Raw genomic sequence first — 16880 nt, forward strand, 5'->3', positions numbered from 1 at the left:
CCCGACGCCCCCGTCGTGACACCCCACCGTCCCCCCTCCCGCACCGTCCGATTCCCCCGAACTCCCCACGGAGGCAGCAAGTGGAAAACTCCCCCGCCCACGGGCCCAGAGCCCGGATGCGCCACACCCGGCCGCTGCTCGGCACCGCGATGGCCGTACTCGCGGCCGGCGCGCTGACCGCCACCGCCCTCGTCGGCAGCGCCCAGGCCGCCGACGTCAACGTCGCCAAGAACCCGGGCTTCGAGTCGGGGCTCTCGAACTGGACCTGTTCCAACGGCAGCGGCGAGGTCGTCTCCTCCCCCGTGCACAGCGGCACCGGTGCCCTCAAGGCCACCCCGTCCGGTCAGGACACCGCGCGCTGCTCCCAGACCGTCTCCGTGAAGCCGGACTCGACGTACACGCTCAGCTCCTGGGTGCAGGGCGGGTACGCGTACCTCGGCGCGAGCGGCACCGGCACCACCGACGTCTCCACCTGGTCGCCCGGATCCACCAACTGGACCCAGCTCACGACCAGTTTCAAGACCGGCCCGAACACCACCTCGGTCACCGTGTACACCCACGGCTGGTACGGACAGTCCGCCTACGTGGTCGACGACGTCTCCGTCAGCGGCCCGGACGGCGGTGGCGGGAGCGGCGAGACGCCGCAGATCCCCGGCGCGCCCACCGGTCTCGCGGCCGGCACGACCACGACCTCCTCCGTGTCCCTGTCCTGGAGCGCGGTGTCCGGCGCGACCGGCTACACCGTCTACAAGGACGGCGCCAAGGCCACCACGACCACCGGGACCTCCGCCACCATCACGGGCCTGTCCGCCGACACCGCGTACCAGTTCGCCGTGTCCGCGACCAACGCGGCCGGCGAGTCCGTCAAGTCCGCGACCGTCAGCGCCCGTACGGCCAAGGAGGGCGGCGGCACCCCCAACCCGAACCCCTCCGTGCCCAAGCACGCCGTGACCGGCTACTGGCAGAACTTCAACAACGGCGCGACCGTGCAGAAGCTCAGCGACGTGCCGGCGGGTTACGACATCATCGCGGTCTCCTTCGCCGACGCCACGACCACCCCGGGTGCCGTCACCTTCAACCTGGACACGGCCGGGCTGAACGGCTACACCGTCGACCAGTTCAAGGCCGACGTCAAGGCCAAGCAGGCCGCCGGAAAGAGCGTCATCATCTCGGTCGGCGGCGAGAAGGGGACCATCTCGGTCAACAACGACGCCTCGGCCACCAACTTCGCGAACTCGGTCTACGCCCTCATCCAGGAGTACGGCTTCAACGGGGTCGACATCGACCTGGAGAACGGCCTCAACTCCACGTACATGACGAAGGCGCTGCGCTCGCTGTCGCAGAAGGCGGGCCCCGGCCTCGTCATCACGATGGCCCCGCAGACCATCGACATGCAGTCGACCTCGGGCGAGTACTTCAAGACGGCGCTCAACATCAAGGACATCCTGACCGTCGTCAACATGCAGTACTACAACAGCGGTTCGATGCTCGGCTGCGACGGCAAGGTCTACTCGCAGGGCTCGGTCGACTTCCTGACCGCGCTCGCCTGCATCCAGCTGGAGGGCGGCCTCGACGCGTCGCAGGTCGGCCTCGGTGTCCCCGCCTCGACCAGCGGTGCGGGCAGCGGCTACGTGTCCCCGTCGATCGTGAACGCCGCCCTGGACTGCCTGGCCTCCGGCACCAACTGCGGCAACTTCAAGCCCGCGAAGAAGTACCCGGGGATCCGCGGTGCGATGACCTGGTCGACCAACTGGGACGCCAAGTCGGGCAACGCCTGGTCGAACGCGGTGGCCCCGCACGTCCACGGACTGCCGTAACCCCCGCCACGGCGGTCACCGCCGTGCGGCACCCATGACCAGCAGCGCCGCCGCTCTCCCGGCGGCGCTGCTGCGTGTTCGGGGCCGGATCACGGGGTCACCCGCCCGACCTGCGTGGGGAGTTCGGCGGCCGGCCGTCGCGACCGACTCCGGGCGGACGCCGGGGCGGGGACCGAGGGGAAGCGGATGGGGCGGTGGCGGGTGCGCACATCGGACATGAGCAGGTCCGAGCTGAGGATGTGCCCGCAGCCGATCGCCGCCGAGCCCCGCGTCTGCGGCTCTCTGCCTGCGGCCTTCTGAAGGGGGCGCGGAGGCGGGGCCGTGCGCGGGGGCGGCAGGACCGGAACTCCTGCCGGACATACGACGTGGGCGGCGGCAAGAGCGCCCTGTGCACGACGTACCGCCGCTGACCGGGGCGGGGCGCGGGGAGCGCGGCACGCGCCCCCCGCGGCGGCGCGTCCGCCGGATCAGCCGAGGACCGCGAGTGCGTCGATCTCGATGAGCAGGCCCTTGGGGAGGCCGACGTAGACCGTGGTGCGGGCGGCGGGCGGCGCCTTCAGGTCCTGCTCGGCGAAGTAGGCGTTGTAGATCTCGTTCATCTCGGCGAAGTGGTCCACGTCCGTGAGGTAGACGCGCATCATCATCACGTCGTCCCAGGTCGCGCCGCCCTCCTCCAGGATCGCCTTGACGTTGGCGAAGGTCTGGAGGGTCTGCTCGCGCAGCGTCGGGCCGGCGGGGGTCGGTGCCTGGCCCTCCACGGCGGGGAGGAAGCCGACCTGGCCGGCGACCTGGAGGATGTTCCCCTTCTTCACCCCGTGCGAGAACTTCGCCGGCGGCGTGGTGTGGGTGCTCGGGGTGAGGGCGGTCTTCTCGGTCATGGCTGTTCAGGCTCTCCTGGGTTGGTTGGTGCCGGAGTAGTCCCGGCTGATGGCGTCGGCGGTGCGGCGCACCAGCGGGAGCAGGGTGAGGAGCTCCTCGGCCGTGACGACGACGTTGGGCGCGGAGACCGACATCGCGGCGACGACGCGTCCGTCCGCTCCCCGGACGGGGGCGGCGACGCAGTTGATGGACTCCTCGTGGCCGCCGAGGTCGGTGGCCCACCCCTGTTCGCGGACGACGGCGAGTTCCTTGAGGAAGGCACCGGCGTTCGGCGTCGAACGGGGCGTGTACAGGGGATAGTCGAGCCTTTCGGCGATGGTGCGCCGCTCGGGCTCCGGAAGGTCGGCGAGGAGCAGTTTCGCCACGGCGGCGACGGTGATCGCGACGGGCTTCCCGATCCGGGAGTACATGCGTACCGGGTAGCGGCTCTCGACCTTGTCGATGTAGAGGACCTCGTTCTCCTCGTACACCGCGAGGTGCACGGTGTGGCCACAGTCCTCGTTGAGCTCGACGAGGTGCGGGTGGGCGATCTCGCGCACATCGAGGTTCTCGACGGCCTCCTGAGCGAGGGCGAAGAGGCGGGCGCCGAGGCGGTAGCGCTGGTCCTGCTGGCGGTAGACGAGCCCGTGGTCGTGGAGCGTACGGAGCAGGCGCAGCGCGGTGGACTTGTGGACGCCGAGCCGTTCGGCCACCTGCCCGAGGTCGGCGGGCCCCTGGGCGAGCAGCGGCAGGATGCTCAGCGCGCGGTCGACGGTCTGGCTCATGCGCGCACCTCGCCGCCTGGGCGTCCCTGACGGCCCCGGCCGTACGCCGCCCGGCCACCCACGTGGTGCCCGGTCCGGTGGGCGCCCAGGCCGTGTTCGGCCCGGTGGGCGCTCTTCGTTCCGGGCTCGGCCGGGGCGCTCGCCCCGCCCGTTGGCTGCTCGCGGTCGCTCACGTCGTACGTACCTCCTGGTCCTCCCCCGTCCACCCGGGGCCGAGACGAAGTCTCCCCCAGGCGTCGTCGTCCAACGCGGCAAGGGCGTCGGCACGGGCGCGGGACGGCGGATCGGTGAGATCGCCGGGGACGGTGAGCACGGCGGCGGCCATGAGGTGGCCGTGCCGGCCCCGGTCGCGTACGCCCAGCCCCCGCAGAGTGGCGGAGAGGAAGCCTGCGGCGAAGGCGTCCCCGGCGCCGACGGGGGCGACGACGTCGACGCACAGAGCGGGGACGGTGGTGACGGTGTCCGCCCCGTCGGTGCGCGAGAAGACCGTGGCCCCCTCGGCCCCGCGCTTGACTACCAGGACCGCCGGCTGCGGAACCGCCGCACGGATCGCTCCGGCCCCGGTCAGCCCCCACGCCTCCTCCGCCTCGTCCTCGCCCACGAAGACCAGGTCGCAGCCGCGCGCCAGGTCCAGGAGCACACCGGGACCGGCGGCGGCACCGCGCCACAGGCCCGGCCGGTGGTTCACGTCGAAGGAGAGCAGCGGGCGGCCGGGGCGGGGCGCGGTCAGGTCGCGGAGCAGGGCCAGGCAGCCGGCGGAGAGCGCCGCCGTGATGCCGGACAGATGCAGGACGCGGCCGGCGAACAGCGCCTCGTAGGGGATGTTGTCCGGGGACATCGCGGAGGCGGCGGACCCGGCCCGGTAGTAGGCGACCTCGTGCACATCGGTAGCCCGGTCCGTCGCGGTGCGGAAGTAGATACCGGTGGGCCGCGCCGGGTCGCGCCGCACCGCCGAGGTGTCGACCCCGTACCCGGCGATCGTCTCCACCAGATGGTCCCCGAAGCCGTCCGCGCCGACCCTGCTGACCCAGGCCGTCCGATGCCCGGCCGCGGCGAGCGCGCAGGCGACGTTGGACTCGGCGCCGCCGATGCCGCGGCCGAAGGAGGGGACGTCGGCGAGACGGCCGGGCCGCGACGGCAGGAACGTCACCATGGACTCGCCGAGGCACACGACATCGGCGCGCGTACCGCTCCGGGCGTGCCCCTCGGTGCCGGAGTCCGCGTGCTCGTCCGTCTCCGTGCCGACGGGCATGGCGGAGCCGGTGCCGGCGTGCCGGTCGCCGCTTGTTCCGACAGGCGTGGCGGAGCCGGTGTCGGCGGTCCTGGCCGGGGTTCCGGGCACTCGTGGCTCCTCGCGTGATCGATGGGTTCGGTCGTTCGGGGCGGTGGGCAGGGTGGTGGGAGCCGGTGGCCGGGCCCGTGTTCCCCGGTGGGGAGCGGCGTGCATGTGGCCGGGGTGGTGCCGGGTCCCGCCGGTGCCCCGGCGTCGGCGTCGCTGCCGTGCTGCCATTGACCCGGTGTCGGCTCGGATGTTAGACAGCGACAAGCGATATACGCAATGGACGTTGCATATGATGCAACAACGGCTTCTGCTGCGACGACCACTTCGATCGAGGAGGCACCCTTGGCCGCCCACCGCCCCGTGGCCGGACTCGCCGACGAGCTGGTCGATCACCGCTTCAAGGCGCTTCCGCCCGACGCCGAGGGCCTGACCGTCGGCGCCCTCGCCGCCGAGCGGCGCGATCTCTTCACGGGCGGCTTCACCACCCCCGTGCTCGCCCTGTCCGCCGAGCCGGTCGAGCACAACCTCGCGCTGCTGGAGTCCTACACGGAACGCCATGGGCTGGCCTTCGCCCCGCACGGCAAGACCTCCATGTCCCCGCAGCTCTTCGCCCGCCAGCTGGAGCACGGCGCCTGGGGCATCACGGCGGCCGTGCCGCACCAGGCGCGGGTCTACCGGGCGTATGGGATCCGGCGGATCCTCCTCGCCAACGAAATCGTCGACCCCGCGGCCCTGCGCTGGCTCGCCGGCGAGCTGGACCGCGACCCGGAGTTCCGTTTCGTCTGCTACGTCGACTCGGTGCGCGGCGTGGAGCTGATGGACGAGGCCCTGAGCGCGGCGGGCGCGTCCCGCCCCGTGGACGTCGTCGTGGAGCTGGGCGCGGGCGAGGGCGCGCGCACCGGCGCCCGTACCGAGGCGGAGTGCGCGGCGGTCGCCGACGCGGTGGCCGCGACCGGGACGCTGCGGCTGGTGGGCGTGGCCGGGTACGAGGGCGAGGTGCCGGACGCGTCGGACGAGCGGGTCCGGGAGTGGCTGCGACGGCTCGTCGCGCTGGCCGTCGCCTTCGACCGGGAAGGCCGCTTCGCGCCGTCCGGAGCGGCTGAGGGAGCGGCTGAGGGAGCGCCGGCCGGGACGGCCGCGGGGGCGCTTCCGGGGGGCACGGGGGGAGTCGCGGGCGCCGCCGACGAGGGCATCGTGATCAGCGCGGGCGGCAGTGCGTGGTTCGACACGGTGGCGGACGTGTTCGCGGAGATCCCCGAGCTCTCCCGCCCCGTACTGAAGCTGCTGCGCTCGGGGGCCTACGTCTCGCACGACGACGGCCACTACCGCCACCTCACCCCGTTCAACCGCGTCCCCGAGGAGGGGGCCCTGCGGTCCGCCTTCCGGCTCTGGGCCCAGGTCGTCTCCCGGCCCTCCCCAGAGCAGGCGTTCCTCAACGCGGGGAAGCGGGACGCGGCGTACGACCTCGATCTGCCGCAGGCCCAGGTCGTGCGCTCGGGGCGCGACGGCACCATCCGGCCCGCGACGGGGATCACGGTCACCGGCCTGTCCGACCAGCACACGTGGCTGCGCACCGAGCCCGGTGCCCGACTGGAGGTCGGCGACTGGGTCGGCATGGGGCTCTCGCACCCGTGCACCAGCTTCGACAAGTGGCAGCTGATCCCGCTGGTCGAGGCGGACGGCACGGTCACCGACTACATCCGCACCTTCTTCTGATCCCCGATGCATCCTGATCTCCCATCAGTTCCGATCTCGACCATCAGTTCCGACCTCGATCAGCAACTCTGGTCTCGATCAGCAGCTCCGATCTCGATCAGTCATTTGATCCACAGACAGGCGATCCCATGGACCTGGTCATCCGCGACGCGTACGTCCTCGACGGCACCGGCGCCCCCGGACGCCGCGCCGACGTGGCCGTCTCCGGGGGCCGGATCGCCGCGGTCCATCCCGAGCGCGCGCCCGGACCACGCCCCTCCGGCCGTCGCGTCCTCGACGCCGAGGGGCTCGCCCTCTCCCCCGGCTTCATCGACATGCACGCGCACAGCGATCTGGCGCTGCTGCGCGACCCCGATCACAGCGCCAAGGCGGCGCAGGGCGTCACGCTCGAAGTCCTCGGCCAGGACGGCCTGTCGTACGCCCCGGCCGACGACCGGACGCTCGCCGAGGTGCGCCGCGCCATCGCCGGCTGGAACGGGGGCGGGCCCGAGGACGAGGGCGTCGACTTCGACTGGCGCACGGTCGGCGAGTACCTGGACCGCCTGGACCGCGGCTTCGACGGCCGGGGCATCGCCGTCAACGCCGCCTACCTGATCCCGCAGGGCACGGTCCGGATGTACGCGATGGGCTGGGAGGACCGCCCGCCCACCGGCGCCGAACTGGACCGGATGCGGGAACTCGTCGCCCGGGGCATGGCGGACGGTGCGGTCGGCATGTCCTCCGGCCTGACCTACACCCCCGGCATGTACGCCGACGACGCCGAACTCACCGAACTGTGCCGGGTGGTGGCCCGGTACGGCGGCTACTACTGCCCCCACCACCGCTCGTACGGCGCGGGCGCGCTGGCCGCGTACGAGGAAATGGTGCGGCTCACCCGGAACGCGGGCTGCGCCCTCCATCTCGCCCACGCCACCATGAACTTCGGCGTGAACGAGGGCCGGGCCCCGGAGCTGCTGGCCCTGCTGGACGAGGCGCTGGACGCGGGCGCCGACATCTCCCTCGACAGCTACCCGTACACCCCCGGCAGCACCACCCTCGTCGCGATGCTGCCGAGCTGGGCGAGCGAGGGCGGACCCGATGCGGTGCTGGCCCGCCTCGGGGACGGCGCGACCTCCGACCGGATGCGGCACGCCATGGAGGTGGTGGGCTCGGACGGATGCCACGGCGTGCCGATCGAGTGGGACACGATCGAGATCTCGGGCGTCACCGCACCCGCCCTCGCCGGATACGTCGGGCGCACGGTGGCCGAGGCGGCCCGGCTGCGCGGCGAGGCCCCCTGGGCGACCGCCCGTCGGCTGCTCGTCGAGGACCGGCTCGGCACCACGATCCTCCAGCACGTGGGCCACGAGGAGAACGTCCGGCGGATCATGCGGCACCGGGTGCACACCGGAGGCAGCGACGGCATCCTCCAAGGCGACAAGCCGCACCCCCGCGCCTATGGCACGTTTCCGCATTATCTCGGCCGCTATGTAAGGGAGTTGGGGATCCTCTCGCTGGAGGAGTGCGTCGCCCACCTCACTTCCCGCCCCGCGCGGCGGCTGCGCCTGGCCGACCGGGGGTACGTCCGCGAGGGCTATCGCGCCGACCTGGTCCTGTTCGATCCGGCGACGGTGGCGGCCGGTTCGACGTTCGAGGCGCCGCGCACGCTGCCGACCGGCATCCCGCACGTACTGATCGACGGCCGCTTCGTCATCGAGGACGGCCGCCGCACCCAGGTCCTGGCAGGCCGCTCCGTGCGGGGCGCGGGGCGGGTGTCACCGCAGGGCACAGACTGACCCACGCGGCCCGGGACAGGGGTCACAAGGGCACATGCCACCCCGCACGCGGCCCGGCAACGGGGGTCACAGCGCACGGCCTGACCCGCACGCGGCCCAGTACGGGTGTCACCGAGCACGGTCCGCCCCGCACGCGGTCGGGGGCGGGTGGGGCGGTACGTCGGCCGGTCCACGGCGGGCGGTCCACGGCGGCCGGTCCCGCACGGAATGCGGAACGCCCGTGCGGAACGCGGGTGAGGGCTCGCGGGGGTCGGCCCGCCTCCGCGCGACCGGGGCCGGGGTCGCGACCAGGTCCGGGATCGAGGCCAAGGCCGGGTCCGGGATCGGGGCCAAGGCCGGGTCCGGGTCCGACCACGAGGCCCCACCGGTCCGCGCCCCTGCAGGGCCCGTTGCTCCTACGGCGCGTCCGCCGCCTCCGCTGCCCGTTCCCTCGCCCAGGCCAGGTCCTCCTCGGTCGGTGCGTCGTCCTGGGTCAGGTCCGCCCGCCAGTAGCCGCTGAACTCCACGGCGGTCCGGGGCAGCCCGCGTTCCTCGACCAGGTGGCGGCGCAGCGCCCGCACCGCCCCGGCCTCACCGGCCACCCAGGCGGCGCCGGACCCGGCGGGCAGCACGGCGGACCGTACCGCGCCCGTCAGCGTCTCGCCCCGGTCCCGGCACACCCAGTGGACGGACACCTCGCCCGGCGAGTCGAACACCTGCCGTTCCGCCTCGTCCGCGACCTCCGCGTACACCACCGCCCGCGCACCGGCCGGGAGGGACTCCAGCAGCGTCCCGATGGCCGGAAGCGCGGTCTCGTCACCGGCCAGCAGCAGCCAGTCGGCGACGGGCAGCGGCCGGGCGTACGCCGCCGACGGGCCGACCATGCCGAGCACGTCCCCGGGGCGGGCGTCCCGGCCCCAGCGGGCGGCGGGCCCGTCGTCGCCGTGGAGCACGAAGTCGACGGTCATCAGGCCGGCCGCCCGGTCGTGTCCGCGCACGGTGAAGCTCCGCATGAGCGGCCGTTCGGCCTCGGGGATCGCGAGGTACGCCTCGTACCACCGCATGCCGTGCGCGTCGTCGGCGTCCGGCTCCGGGAGCCGGGGCACGTCCTGCCCCTCCCTCGGGAAACACAGCTTCATCTGCTGGTCGGGGCGGTCCTCCAGGATTTCCCCCAGGTCCCGCGCGGACGCGTCCCCGGAGAAGGAGATGCGCGCCACCCGTGGGGTGAGCCGCTCCACGGCCACGACCCGTACATACGACACCGGCAACGCAGGCCCCATCACGGCACCGCCCCTCCTGATACTTTATGCCATAAGGAATTGAAATCGCCTCGGCGAAATTACTTTATGGCGTAAGGAGTTGCAAGTGGCGGTCTATGCCGGACAGGGCGACGCCCGGCGTTCGATGTCCCTGCTGTGGCGCGCCGAGCGGCCGGAGCAGCCGCGCCGCACGCCCGGTCCGGGCCCCCGGCCGGGGCTGAGCGTGGACGCGATCGTGACCGCCGCGATCGCCGTCGCCGACGAGGAGGGCATGGCCGCGCTCTCGATGCGCGCGGTGGGCGAACGGCTGGGCCGTACGGCGATGGCGCTGTACACATACGTCCCCGGCAAGGGCGAGCTGCTGGACCTGATGTACGACGCGGTCCACGCCGAACTCTCCGGGGAATACGGGGAGTTCGAGGGCTACGGGGAGCACGGGACACGCGGGGCGTGCGGGACACACAGGGCGTGCGGGGCACGCGGAGGGAGCGGGGAGTCCGGGCGGCACGAGCGGTGCGGTGCGGCACACGGGGAGCGCTCGGACGCCGGCGACTGGCGCGCGGGGCTGACCGCATGGGCGCGGGACATGCTCGAATTCCACCTGCGCCACCCCTGGGTGCTCCAGATCTCCCAGGCCCGCCCGGTTCTCGGTCCGCACGAGTACGCGGCACTGGACACCCTCGTACGCCTGCTGAACGGGACGGGGCTCGAAGCCGGTCCGGTGCGGCGGCTGGTGGGCACGCTGACCCACTTCGTGCGCGGGTGCGCCGGGACGGTCGCCGAGGCGCGGCAGGCCGCGGCGGTGACGGGTGAGTCGGACGAGGAGTGGTGGTTCACCCGCTCGACGTTGCTGAGCGAGGTGGCGCCCGACTTCGCGGATCGCTATCCGAGCCTGAGCGCGATGGAACGCGACAGCGCCCCGCAGCCGCCGCCCGCCGTGGACGAGGACGAGGACACGAGGAGGGGCGAGGGGAAGGAGGGCGGGAACGAGGGCGACGAGGAGGCGATGCCGTTTCTGGAGCGCGAGGCACGGAAGACGTTCGCCCTCGGCCTCGGTGTGCTGCTCGACGGGATCGAGGCGGCGATCCGGCGCACGGACGCCCCCCGGGACCGCGCCGGTTGAGACCGCGCCGAGACCGCACGGCCCGAGAACACGTGGTCCGAAGCCGCATGGCGTGAGACCGCACACCCGGAGACCCGACGCATGGCGTCGCCGTGGCCGCCCGTTCGGGGCGGGCGGCCACGGCGACGGAGGAGATCACCGGCTCACAGCTCCGGCAGAGCCATGGCTCCCGCCGGAACCACGGCTCGGGCAGGGCTCAGGACTTGCGCACGAATCAGGCCGCGAGGCCGCGGACAGGACCCACGGCTTGGACAGAACTCACGGCTTGGGCAGCGCGCATCCGGGCCGGTTGAGGTCGAACTGGTTGCCCGGGCCGATGCACGGGACGATGCCGTAGGTCTGCTGGGCGTAGTTGATTCCCCGACGCACGGTCACATTGCCGCTCTCGTCCACCTCGCACGGGTTGTTGTCCGTGCATCGCTGGCCGCTCTCGTTGCCGGTGTTGTTGACGGCGACGACCTTGCCGGTGACGTTGTCGATCACCGGAGAACCGGACGTGCCTCCGATGGTCTGGCAGGCGGAGGTGTAGCGGACCGAGTCCTTCCAGGTCCACTGCCCTTCCTTGAGGCGGTAGACGAACCCGTCCACGTTGCAGGAGTACGTGCGCTTCCAGTAGCCGGAGACGACCGTGATCGCGGTGCCCTGGACGGGGCGCGCGGTGTTGAGCTCCAGCGCCTTGATGCCGTAGCTGCTCTCGATCTGCGCGTAGGTGCTGGTGAGCTGGTACACCGAGACGTCGGTGTCGGTCATCGTCCCGTACGCGATCTTGCTGGCCCGCAGCGTGGCAACACCGTTGCCGGAGGCGTTCAACAGGGTGAAGCTGCGGCTGGACGACCGGTTGAGCAGCACCTGACCCGGTCCGGGGAAGCCCGTCTCCAGGCAGTGCCCGTTGGAGAGCACCAGCGCGGGGTCGGAGGGCTGGGAGGTGGGCGTGCGGACGACGGAACCGGAACAGTTGCTGAGCGCCACGGTCCCGGCGAAGTTGACCGCCTTGGGCGTGACCTTCGTCTTGACCGTACCGGCCGCGGCCGAGTCCTGACCGGTGGCCGCGACGGCGGGTGCGGTCCCCGCTCCGAGGAGCAGAACGGCGAAGAGCGCACCGATGAGAGGTTTCTTCATGTGGGGGTCCCCTCCAGTGACATGCGCGGGACCCCGACGGCCCCGGCTACCGAAGTTCCTTCGGTTTGACATGCGCATGCTTGCGTACGGAGGGGGACCTCAACAAGGGGCGGATTCCGGGCACCCGTCTCCCGGGCTCACCCCGGGTCGCGCCGGGGCCGCCCAGGCGCCCGCCCACGCGGGCCCGGCGCCGGCCGGCACAGCCTCCGCACCGACCGGCGCCGACAGACGTCGGACGTCAGACCGTGGTGCGCTCCTCCGGAGCCCGGGTTTCGACGCGGACTCGGAGCCGACTCGACCGCCGATCGAGGCGACCGCCCCACACGCTCCATGGCCTGATCGGGCGGCGCGCCGCATGGCCTGATTTAGCCCCTCCGGCACCCCGAACTCCGCCGCCTACGCATGGTCGCGCCCGGACCCGCGGCCCCGTTCCGCGCCCCCGCGCCCGGCACCCCCTACCCCGCCCCCGCCCCACCCCGCCCCCGCGCGCGCAACCCCGCTCCCGGGCACGGGGCCGCCCGCCCGGGACATCCGTGGTGCGCCGCACACCCACGTGGCACATCTCACCCGTCCGTCTGTGTCACGTCCCCGTTCCGGCCCATTCCAAGCCCCGCGCCCGTTCCCGACCCGTGATCCAACGGTCCAGGGGCGGGGAGCACATGGCTATGGAAGACGCGGTGGCGGCAACCGGATGACCCCGGCGGGGCGCGCGTCGGCGGAAGCCCCGCGGCCCGGTATGCACGGCCGTAAGCTCCGGGACATGCAGGTCATCCAGTCCACGAAGCTCGCCAACGTCTGCTACGAAATCCGGGGCCCCGTGCTGGAGGAGGCGATGCGGCTGGAGGCGGCCGGTCATCGCATCCTCAAGCTGAACACCGGCAACCCCGCCGCGTTCGGGTTCGAGTGCCCGCCCGAGATCCTTGAGGACATGCTGCGCAACCTCTCCGGGGCGCATGGCTACGGCGACGCGAAGGGACTGCTGTCCGCGCGGCGGGCAGTGGTGCAGCACTACCAGACCAAGGGCGTCGACCTCGACGTCGAGGACGTCTACCTGGGCAACGGCGCCTCCGAGCTGATCCAGATGTCGATGCAGGCATTGCTCGACGACGGGGACGAGGTGTTGGTCCCCGCTCCCGACTACCCGCTGTGGACAGCATCGGTCTCGCTGGCGGGCGGCACGGCGGTGCACTACCGGTGCGACGAGCAGGCCGACTGGATGCCGGACCTCGCCGACATCGAGCGGAAGATCACCGACCGCACCAAGGCGCTCGTGATCATCAACCCCAACAATCCGACCGGCGCGGTCTACGACGAGACGATGCTGCGCGGACTCACGGAGATCGCCCGGCGGCACAATCTGATCGTCTGTTCCGACGAGATCTACGACCGGATCCTGTACGACGGCGCCGTCCACATCCCCACCGCGACGATCGCCCCCGACCTGCTGGTGCTCACCTTCAACGGACTCTCCAAGAACTACCGGGTGGCCGGATACCGGTCGGGCTGGCTGGCGGTCTGCGGCCCGAAGGCCCACGCCGCCTCGTACATCGAGGGGCTGACGATCCTCGCCAACATGCGACTCTGCGCCAACATGCCGTCCCAGTACGCCGTGGCCACGGCCCTCGGCGGACGACAGTCGATCGACGATCTGGTGCTGCCGGGCGGGCGGATGCGGGAGCAACGGGACATCGCCTACGACCTGCTGACCCGGATTCCGGGCGTGACGTGCGTGAAACCGAAGGGGGCGCTGTACCTCTTCCCGCGCCTCGACCCCAAGGTCTTCAAGATCAAGGACGACCGGCAGATGGTGCTCGACCTGCTGCGAGCCGAGAAGATCATGGTCGTGCACGGCACCGGGTTCAACTGGCCGGAGCCCGATCACTTCCGCGTGGTGACGCTGCCCCCGGCCGAGGAGCTGACGGACGCGGTGACCAGGATCGCCCACTTCCTGGACGGGTACGGCCAGCCGTAGGAGATCCGGCCCCAGCAGATGCGGGCAACAGGGATCGACCACAGACAACTTTAGACGAGTTCTAATGTAGGATGACTCCACGGCAATTCCAGGAGGCCATCCATGTACGAACCGATCCGCACCCCGTCGGTCCACACACAGGCCGACCACGCCGGCGACTTCCCCCGCCGCTCCCGCGAGGAGGAGCTGGACATCCAGCTCGCCGGACACCTGGCGGCGCTGCTCGCGGTCACCGACGAGCTGGGGCTGGACACGGCGGGCGACCTCATCGCCGAGCAGGTGGCTCGGCTGCGCGGCACACCGCCGACCCGGCACGCCGGTCGGAGCGGCGCGCCCGCACCCGCCCTCCACCGTCGCGCGCACGCCCTCGCGGGCCGGGCGCTGGTGGTGGCCGCGTCGCGCGCCGACACGGTCGTCGCGATCCTCGCGGCCGAGCGCATGGACGCCCACGCGGCGGCGACGCCCGCAGGCCGGACGACCACCCCGTCCCCCGCCCCGTCACGACTGGTCGGCGCCCGATGACGGCCCCGGTCCACGGGCCGCCGAGGCTCGTGGACCGGGTGTCTTCCAAACGATCGCACCGGTGACGGGGCCACGGGTCACCGGTCACCGGTCACCGGACATGAATCACCCGCCCTCCGTTCACGTACCGGGCACACCCGAGCGGCTCTACGCGCACGGGGCCCGTCCGATGGCGGCGCGGCCCCGACGGCAGCCGGACGGAGGCGTGGTGCAAGGCGCCGCGGACCGACACGGTCACGCGAAGGGGCCGTGAGCGGCCGCGGCGGCGCCGGCCCGGGTACGCACGCCTCCCCGCCCGCACGGACGGGCACACGGCCGCGCCCGGACCCGAACGCGGCCCCGCACTCGGCCGGGGTCGGGCACCACCGGGGCCCCGACACGACCGGCCCCCGACATGACCGCGGCCCGCGAATGGCCTGGACCCGTACCCCCGAACGCCGTTGTACGGGGGTACGGGCCGGAAAGAGAGGCCCCCGGAACCGTGAGGGGATTCCGGGGGCCGTGCCGCGGCGGGCCGTCGGCCCCACAGGTCAGGGCGGATGTCCAAAGACCCGGCCACGGGGCGTGCGGGGGCGCACCCGTGCGGGGTGCGCCCGTGGTGTCACCGCGGGACCCGCCCGGGGTGACACCACGTCACCGGCTCAGCCCAGGCGCTGGACCAGGGCGCGGTACTCGTCCCACAGCTCCTTCGGGGCGTGGTCGCCGAAGGTGTTGAGGTGCTCGGGGACCAGGCCCGCCTCCTCGCGCCAGACGCCCTTGTCGACCGTGAGCAGGAAGTCCAGGTCGGCGTCGGAGAGGTCGAGGCCCTCGGTGTCCAGGGCGTCCTTGGTGGGCAGGACCCCGATCGGCGTCTCGACGCCCTCGGCCTTGCCGTCCAGACGCTCGACGATCCACTTCAGGACGCGGCTGTTCTCGCCGAAGCCGGGCCACACGAACTTGCCCGCGTCGTTCTTGCGGAACCAGTTCACGTAGTAGATCTTCGGGAGCTTCGACTGGTCCGGCTTGTCCGCGCCGACCTTCAGCCAGTGGGCCATGTAGTCGCCCATGTTGTAGCCACAGAACGGCAGCATGGCGAACGGGTCGCGACGCAGCTCACCGACCTTGCCCTCGGCGGCGGCGGTCTTCTCGGAGGCCACGTTGGCTCCGAGGAAGACGCCGTGCTGCCAGTTGAAGGACTCGGTGACCAGCGGCACGGCCGAGGCGCGGCGGCCACCGAAGAGGATCGCGGAGATCGGCACGCCCTGCGGGTCCTCCCACTCGGGCGCGATGATCGGGCACTGCCCGGCCGGGACGGTGAAGCGGGCGTTGGGGTGGGCGGCGGGGGTGTCGGACGCGGGCGTCCAGTCATTGCCCCGCCAGTCGGTGAGGTGGGCCGGAGCGGCCTCCGTCATGCCCTCCCACCAGACGTCCCCGTCGTCGGTGAGCGCGACGTTGGTGAAGACCGAGTTCCCCCACATGGTCTTCATGGCGTTGGCGTTGGTGTGCTCGCCGGTGCCGGGCGCGACGCCGAAGAAACCGGCCTCGGGGTTGATGGCGTAGAGGCGGCCGTCCTCGCCGAACCGCATCCAGGCGATGTCGTCGCCGATGGTCTCGACGGTCCAGCCGGGGATGGTGGGCTCCAGCATGGCGAGGTTGGTCTTGCCGCAGGCGGACGGGAACGCGGCGGCGACGTACCTCGCCTCGCCCTGCGGCGGGGTGAGCTTGAGGATCAGCATGTGCTCGGCGAGCCAGCCCTCGTCACGCGCCATGACGGACGCGATGCGCAGTGCGTAGCACTTCTTGCCGAGCAGGGCGTTGCCGCCGTAGCCGGAGCCGTACGACCAGATCTCGCGGTCCTCGGGGAAGTGCGAGATGTACTTGGTGGTGTTGCACGGCCAGGGGACGTCCTCCTGGCCCTCCTCCAGGGGCGCGCCCACGGTGTGCACGGCCTTGACGAAGAAGCCGTCGCTGCCCAGCTCGTCGAGGACGGCCTGACCCATGCGCGTCATGGTGCGCATGGAGACGGCGACGTACGCGGAGTCGGTGATCTCGACGCCGATCGCGGAGAGCGGGGAGCCGAGGGGGCCCATGCAGAAGGGCACGACGTACATGGTGCGTCCACGCATGGAGCCGCGGAAGACACCGTTCTCACCGGTGAAGATCTCCCGCATCTCGGCGGGGGCCTTCCAGTGGTTCGTCGGACCGGCGTCCTCCTCCTTCTCGGAGCAGATGAACGTGCGGTCCTCGACGCGGGCGACGTCGCTGGGGTCGGACGCGGCGTAGTACGAGTTCGGACGCTTGGACTCGTCGAGTTTCTTGAACGTCCCCTTGGACACGAGCTCCCCGCACAGGCGCTCGTACTCGGCCTCGGAGCCGTCGCACCAGACCACCCGGTCCGGTTCGGTGATGGCAGCGATCTCATTCACCCAGGTGGTGAGGGCCTGATGGTTGGTGGGGGCAGTGGGGGGAGCCGCGATGTCGCGCGCCACGATCGCTCCTTGTCGAGGGTATGTGCTGTTAGGCCCCGTGGGGGCTGCGACCCGGACGCTTCCACCCCTTGGGATCCCGTTGGCGCTCATCCGGTGCCGACCTCACTCATTTGATCATCCGACCCTTGCGCCCATATGTCCAGGGGGCCGCACACGTGAGCATTGCCACTCCCGCCTGTTACCTACGGTCCCGTAGGTACGATGC

At 72.0% G+C, this 16880-nt stretch carries 13 protein-coding genes; 6 read left to right on the forward strand and 7 right to left on the reverse strand.

Going from position 1 to position 16880, the window contains the following annotated elements; genetic code table 11:
• Positions 1-116: 116 nt before the first annotated feature.
• Positions 117-1817, forward strand: a complete 1701-nt coding sequence (locus ACIHCL_RS24255; RefSeq protein ID WP_399864855.1) for a chitinase — start codon at positions 117-119, stop codon at positions 1815-1817.
• Positions 1818-2284: 467 nt separating this feature from the next.
• On the opposite strand, the gene ACIHCL_RS24260 is transcribed toward ACIHCL_RS24255, so the two are convergent.
• Genes ACIHCL_RS24260 through ACIHCL_RS24275 form a run of 4 tightly spaced genes read right to left on the reverse strand, consistent with a single transcriptional unit; the run spans position 2285 to position 4712 of the window.
• Positions 2285-2695, reverse strand: a complete 411-nt coding sequence (locus ACIHCL_RS24260) for a RidA family protein (protein ID WP_399864691.1) — start codon at positions 2693-2695, stop codon at positions 2285-2287.
• A gap of 6 nt (positions 2696-2701) precedes the next feature.
• The gene (locus ACIHCL_RS24265; protein ID WP_399864693.1) at positions 2702-3460 is read right to left on the reverse strand and encodes an IclR family transcriptional regulator; all 759 of its coding nucleotides are present in this window, start codon (positions 3458-3460) and stop codon (positions 2702-2704) included.
• A complete protein-coding gene (locus ACIHCL_RS24270) occupies positions 3457-3633 on the reverse strand; it encodes a hypothetical protein (RefSeq protein WP_399864695.1) in 177 nt (58 codons plus the stop codon). Before ACIHCL_RS24270 ends, ACIHCL_RS24265 begins: the two co-directional genes overlap by 4 nt.
• Entirely contained in the window at positions 3630-4712 is a 1083-nt protein-coding gene (locus ACIHCL_RS24275) for a sugar kinase (RefSeq protein ID WP_399864856.1), read from the reverse strand. Before ACIHCL_RS24275 ends, ACIHCL_RS24270 begins: the two co-directional genes overlap by 4 nt.
• A 372-nt stretch (positions 4713-5084) precedes the next feature.
• Between ACIHCL_RS24275 and ACIHCL_RS24280 the strand changes: the two genes are divergently transcribed.
• Positions 5085-6458, forward strand: a complete 1374-nt coding sequence (locus ACIHCL_RS24280; RefSeq protein ID WP_399864696.1) for an alanine racemase — start codon at positions 5085-5087, stop codon at positions 6456-6458.
• A 128-nt stretch (positions 6459-6586) separates the two neighbouring features.
• Positions 6587-8233 (forward strand): amidohydrolase family protein, encoded by a 1647-nt coding sequence (locus tag ACIHCL_RS24285; RefSeq protein WP_399864697.1) that lies wholly within the window; start codon positions 6587-6589, stop codon positions 8231-8233.
• A 395-nt stretch (positions 8234-8628) separates the two neighbouring features.
• Here the strand turns inward: ACIHCL_RS24285 and ACIHCL_RS24290 are convergent, their stop codons facing one another.
• A complete protein-coding gene (locus tag ACIHCL_RS24290) occupies positions 8629-9492 on the reverse strand; it encodes a siderophore-interacting protein (protein WP_399864699.1) in 864 nt (287 codons plus the stop codon).
• Between the two features lie 85 nt (positions 9493-9577).
• On the opposite strand from ACIHCL_RS24290, the gene ACIHCL_RS24295 reads away from it, so the two are divergent.
• Complete coding sequence (locus ACIHCL_RS24295) at positions 9578-10594, forward strand: TetR/AcrR family transcriptional regulator C-terminal domain-containing protein (protein WP_399864700.1); 1017 nt, start codon at positions 9578-9580, stop codon at positions 10592-10594.
• A gap of 258 nt (positions 10595-10852) precedes the next feature.
• Here ACIHCL_RS24295 and ACIHCL_RS24300 read toward each other — a convergent pair whose 3' ends face one another.
• Positions 10853-11713, reverse strand: a complete 861-nt coding sequence (locus ACIHCL_RS24300; RefSeq protein ID WP_399864702.1) for a serine protease — start codon at positions 11711-11713, stop codon at positions 10853-10855.
• 760 nt (positions 11714-12473) lie between these two features.
• Between ACIHCL_RS24300 and ACIHCL_RS24305 the strand changes: the two genes are divergently transcribed.
• A complete protein-coding gene (locus tag ACIHCL_RS24305) occupies positions 12474-13685 on the forward strand; it encodes a pyridoxal phosphate-dependent aminotransferase (protein WP_399864703.1) in 1212 nt (403 codons plus the stop codon).
• Between the two features lie 102 nt (positions 13686-13787).
• A complete protein-coding gene (locus tag ACIHCL_RS24310) occupies positions 13788-14207 on the forward strand; it encodes a hypothetical protein (protein ID WP_399864705.1) in 420 nt (139 codons plus the stop codon).
• 641 nt (positions 14208-14848) lie between these two features.
• Here the strand turns inward: ACIHCL_RS24310 and ACIHCL_RS24315 are convergent.
• A complete protein-coding gene (locus tag ACIHCL_RS24315) occupies positions 14849-16675 on the reverse strand; it encodes a phosphoenolpyruvate carboxykinase (GTP) (protein ID WP_399864707.1) in 1827 nt (608 codons plus the stop codon).
• Positions 16676-16880: the final 205 nt, after the last annotated feature.

Source organism: Streptomyces sp. NPDC052042, from assembly GCF_044548345.1.
In the GTDB taxonomy this organism is placed as follows: domain Bacteria; phylum Actinomycetota; class Actinomycetes; order Streptomycetales; family Streptomycetaceae; genus Streptomyces.

Coding starts and splice junctions, on each gene's coding strand:
- ACIHCL_RS24255 (WP_399864855.1), top strand. CDS start 117: ATGCGCCACACCCGGCCGCTGCTCGGCACCGCGATGGCCGTACTCGCG.
- ACIHCL_RS24260 (WP_399864691.1), bottom strand. CDS start 2,695: ATGACCGAGAAGACCGCCCTCACCCCGAGCACCCACACCACGCCGCCG.
- ACIHCL_RS24265 (WP_399864693.1), bottom strand. CDS start 3,460: ATGAGCCAGACCGTCGACCGCGCGCTGAGCATCCTGCCGCTGCTCGCC.
- ACIHCL_RS24275 (WP_399864856.1), bottom strand. CDS start 4,712: ATGCCCGTCGGCACGGAGACGGACGAGCACGCGGACTCCGGCACCGAG.
- ACIHCL_RS24285 (WP_399864697.1), top strand. CDS start 6,587: ATGGACCTGGTCATCCGCGACGCGTACGTCCTCGACGGCACCGGCGCC.
- ACIHCL_RS24290 (WP_399864699.1), bottom strand. CDS start 9,492: ATGGGGCCTGCGTTGCCGGTGTCGTATGTACGGGTCGTGGCCGTGGAG.
- ACIHCL_RS24300 (WP_399864702.1), bottom strand. CDS start 11,713: ATGAAGAAACCTCTCATCGGTGCGCTCTTCGCCGTTCTGCTCCTCGGA.
- ACIHCL_RS24305 (WP_399864703.1), top strand. CDS start 12,474: ATGCAGGTCATCCAGTCCACGAAGCTCGCCAACGTCTGCTACGAAATC.
- ACIHCL_RS24310 (WP_399864705.1), top strand. CDS start 13,788: ATGTACGAACCGATCCGCACCCCGTCGGTCCACACACAGGCCGACCAC.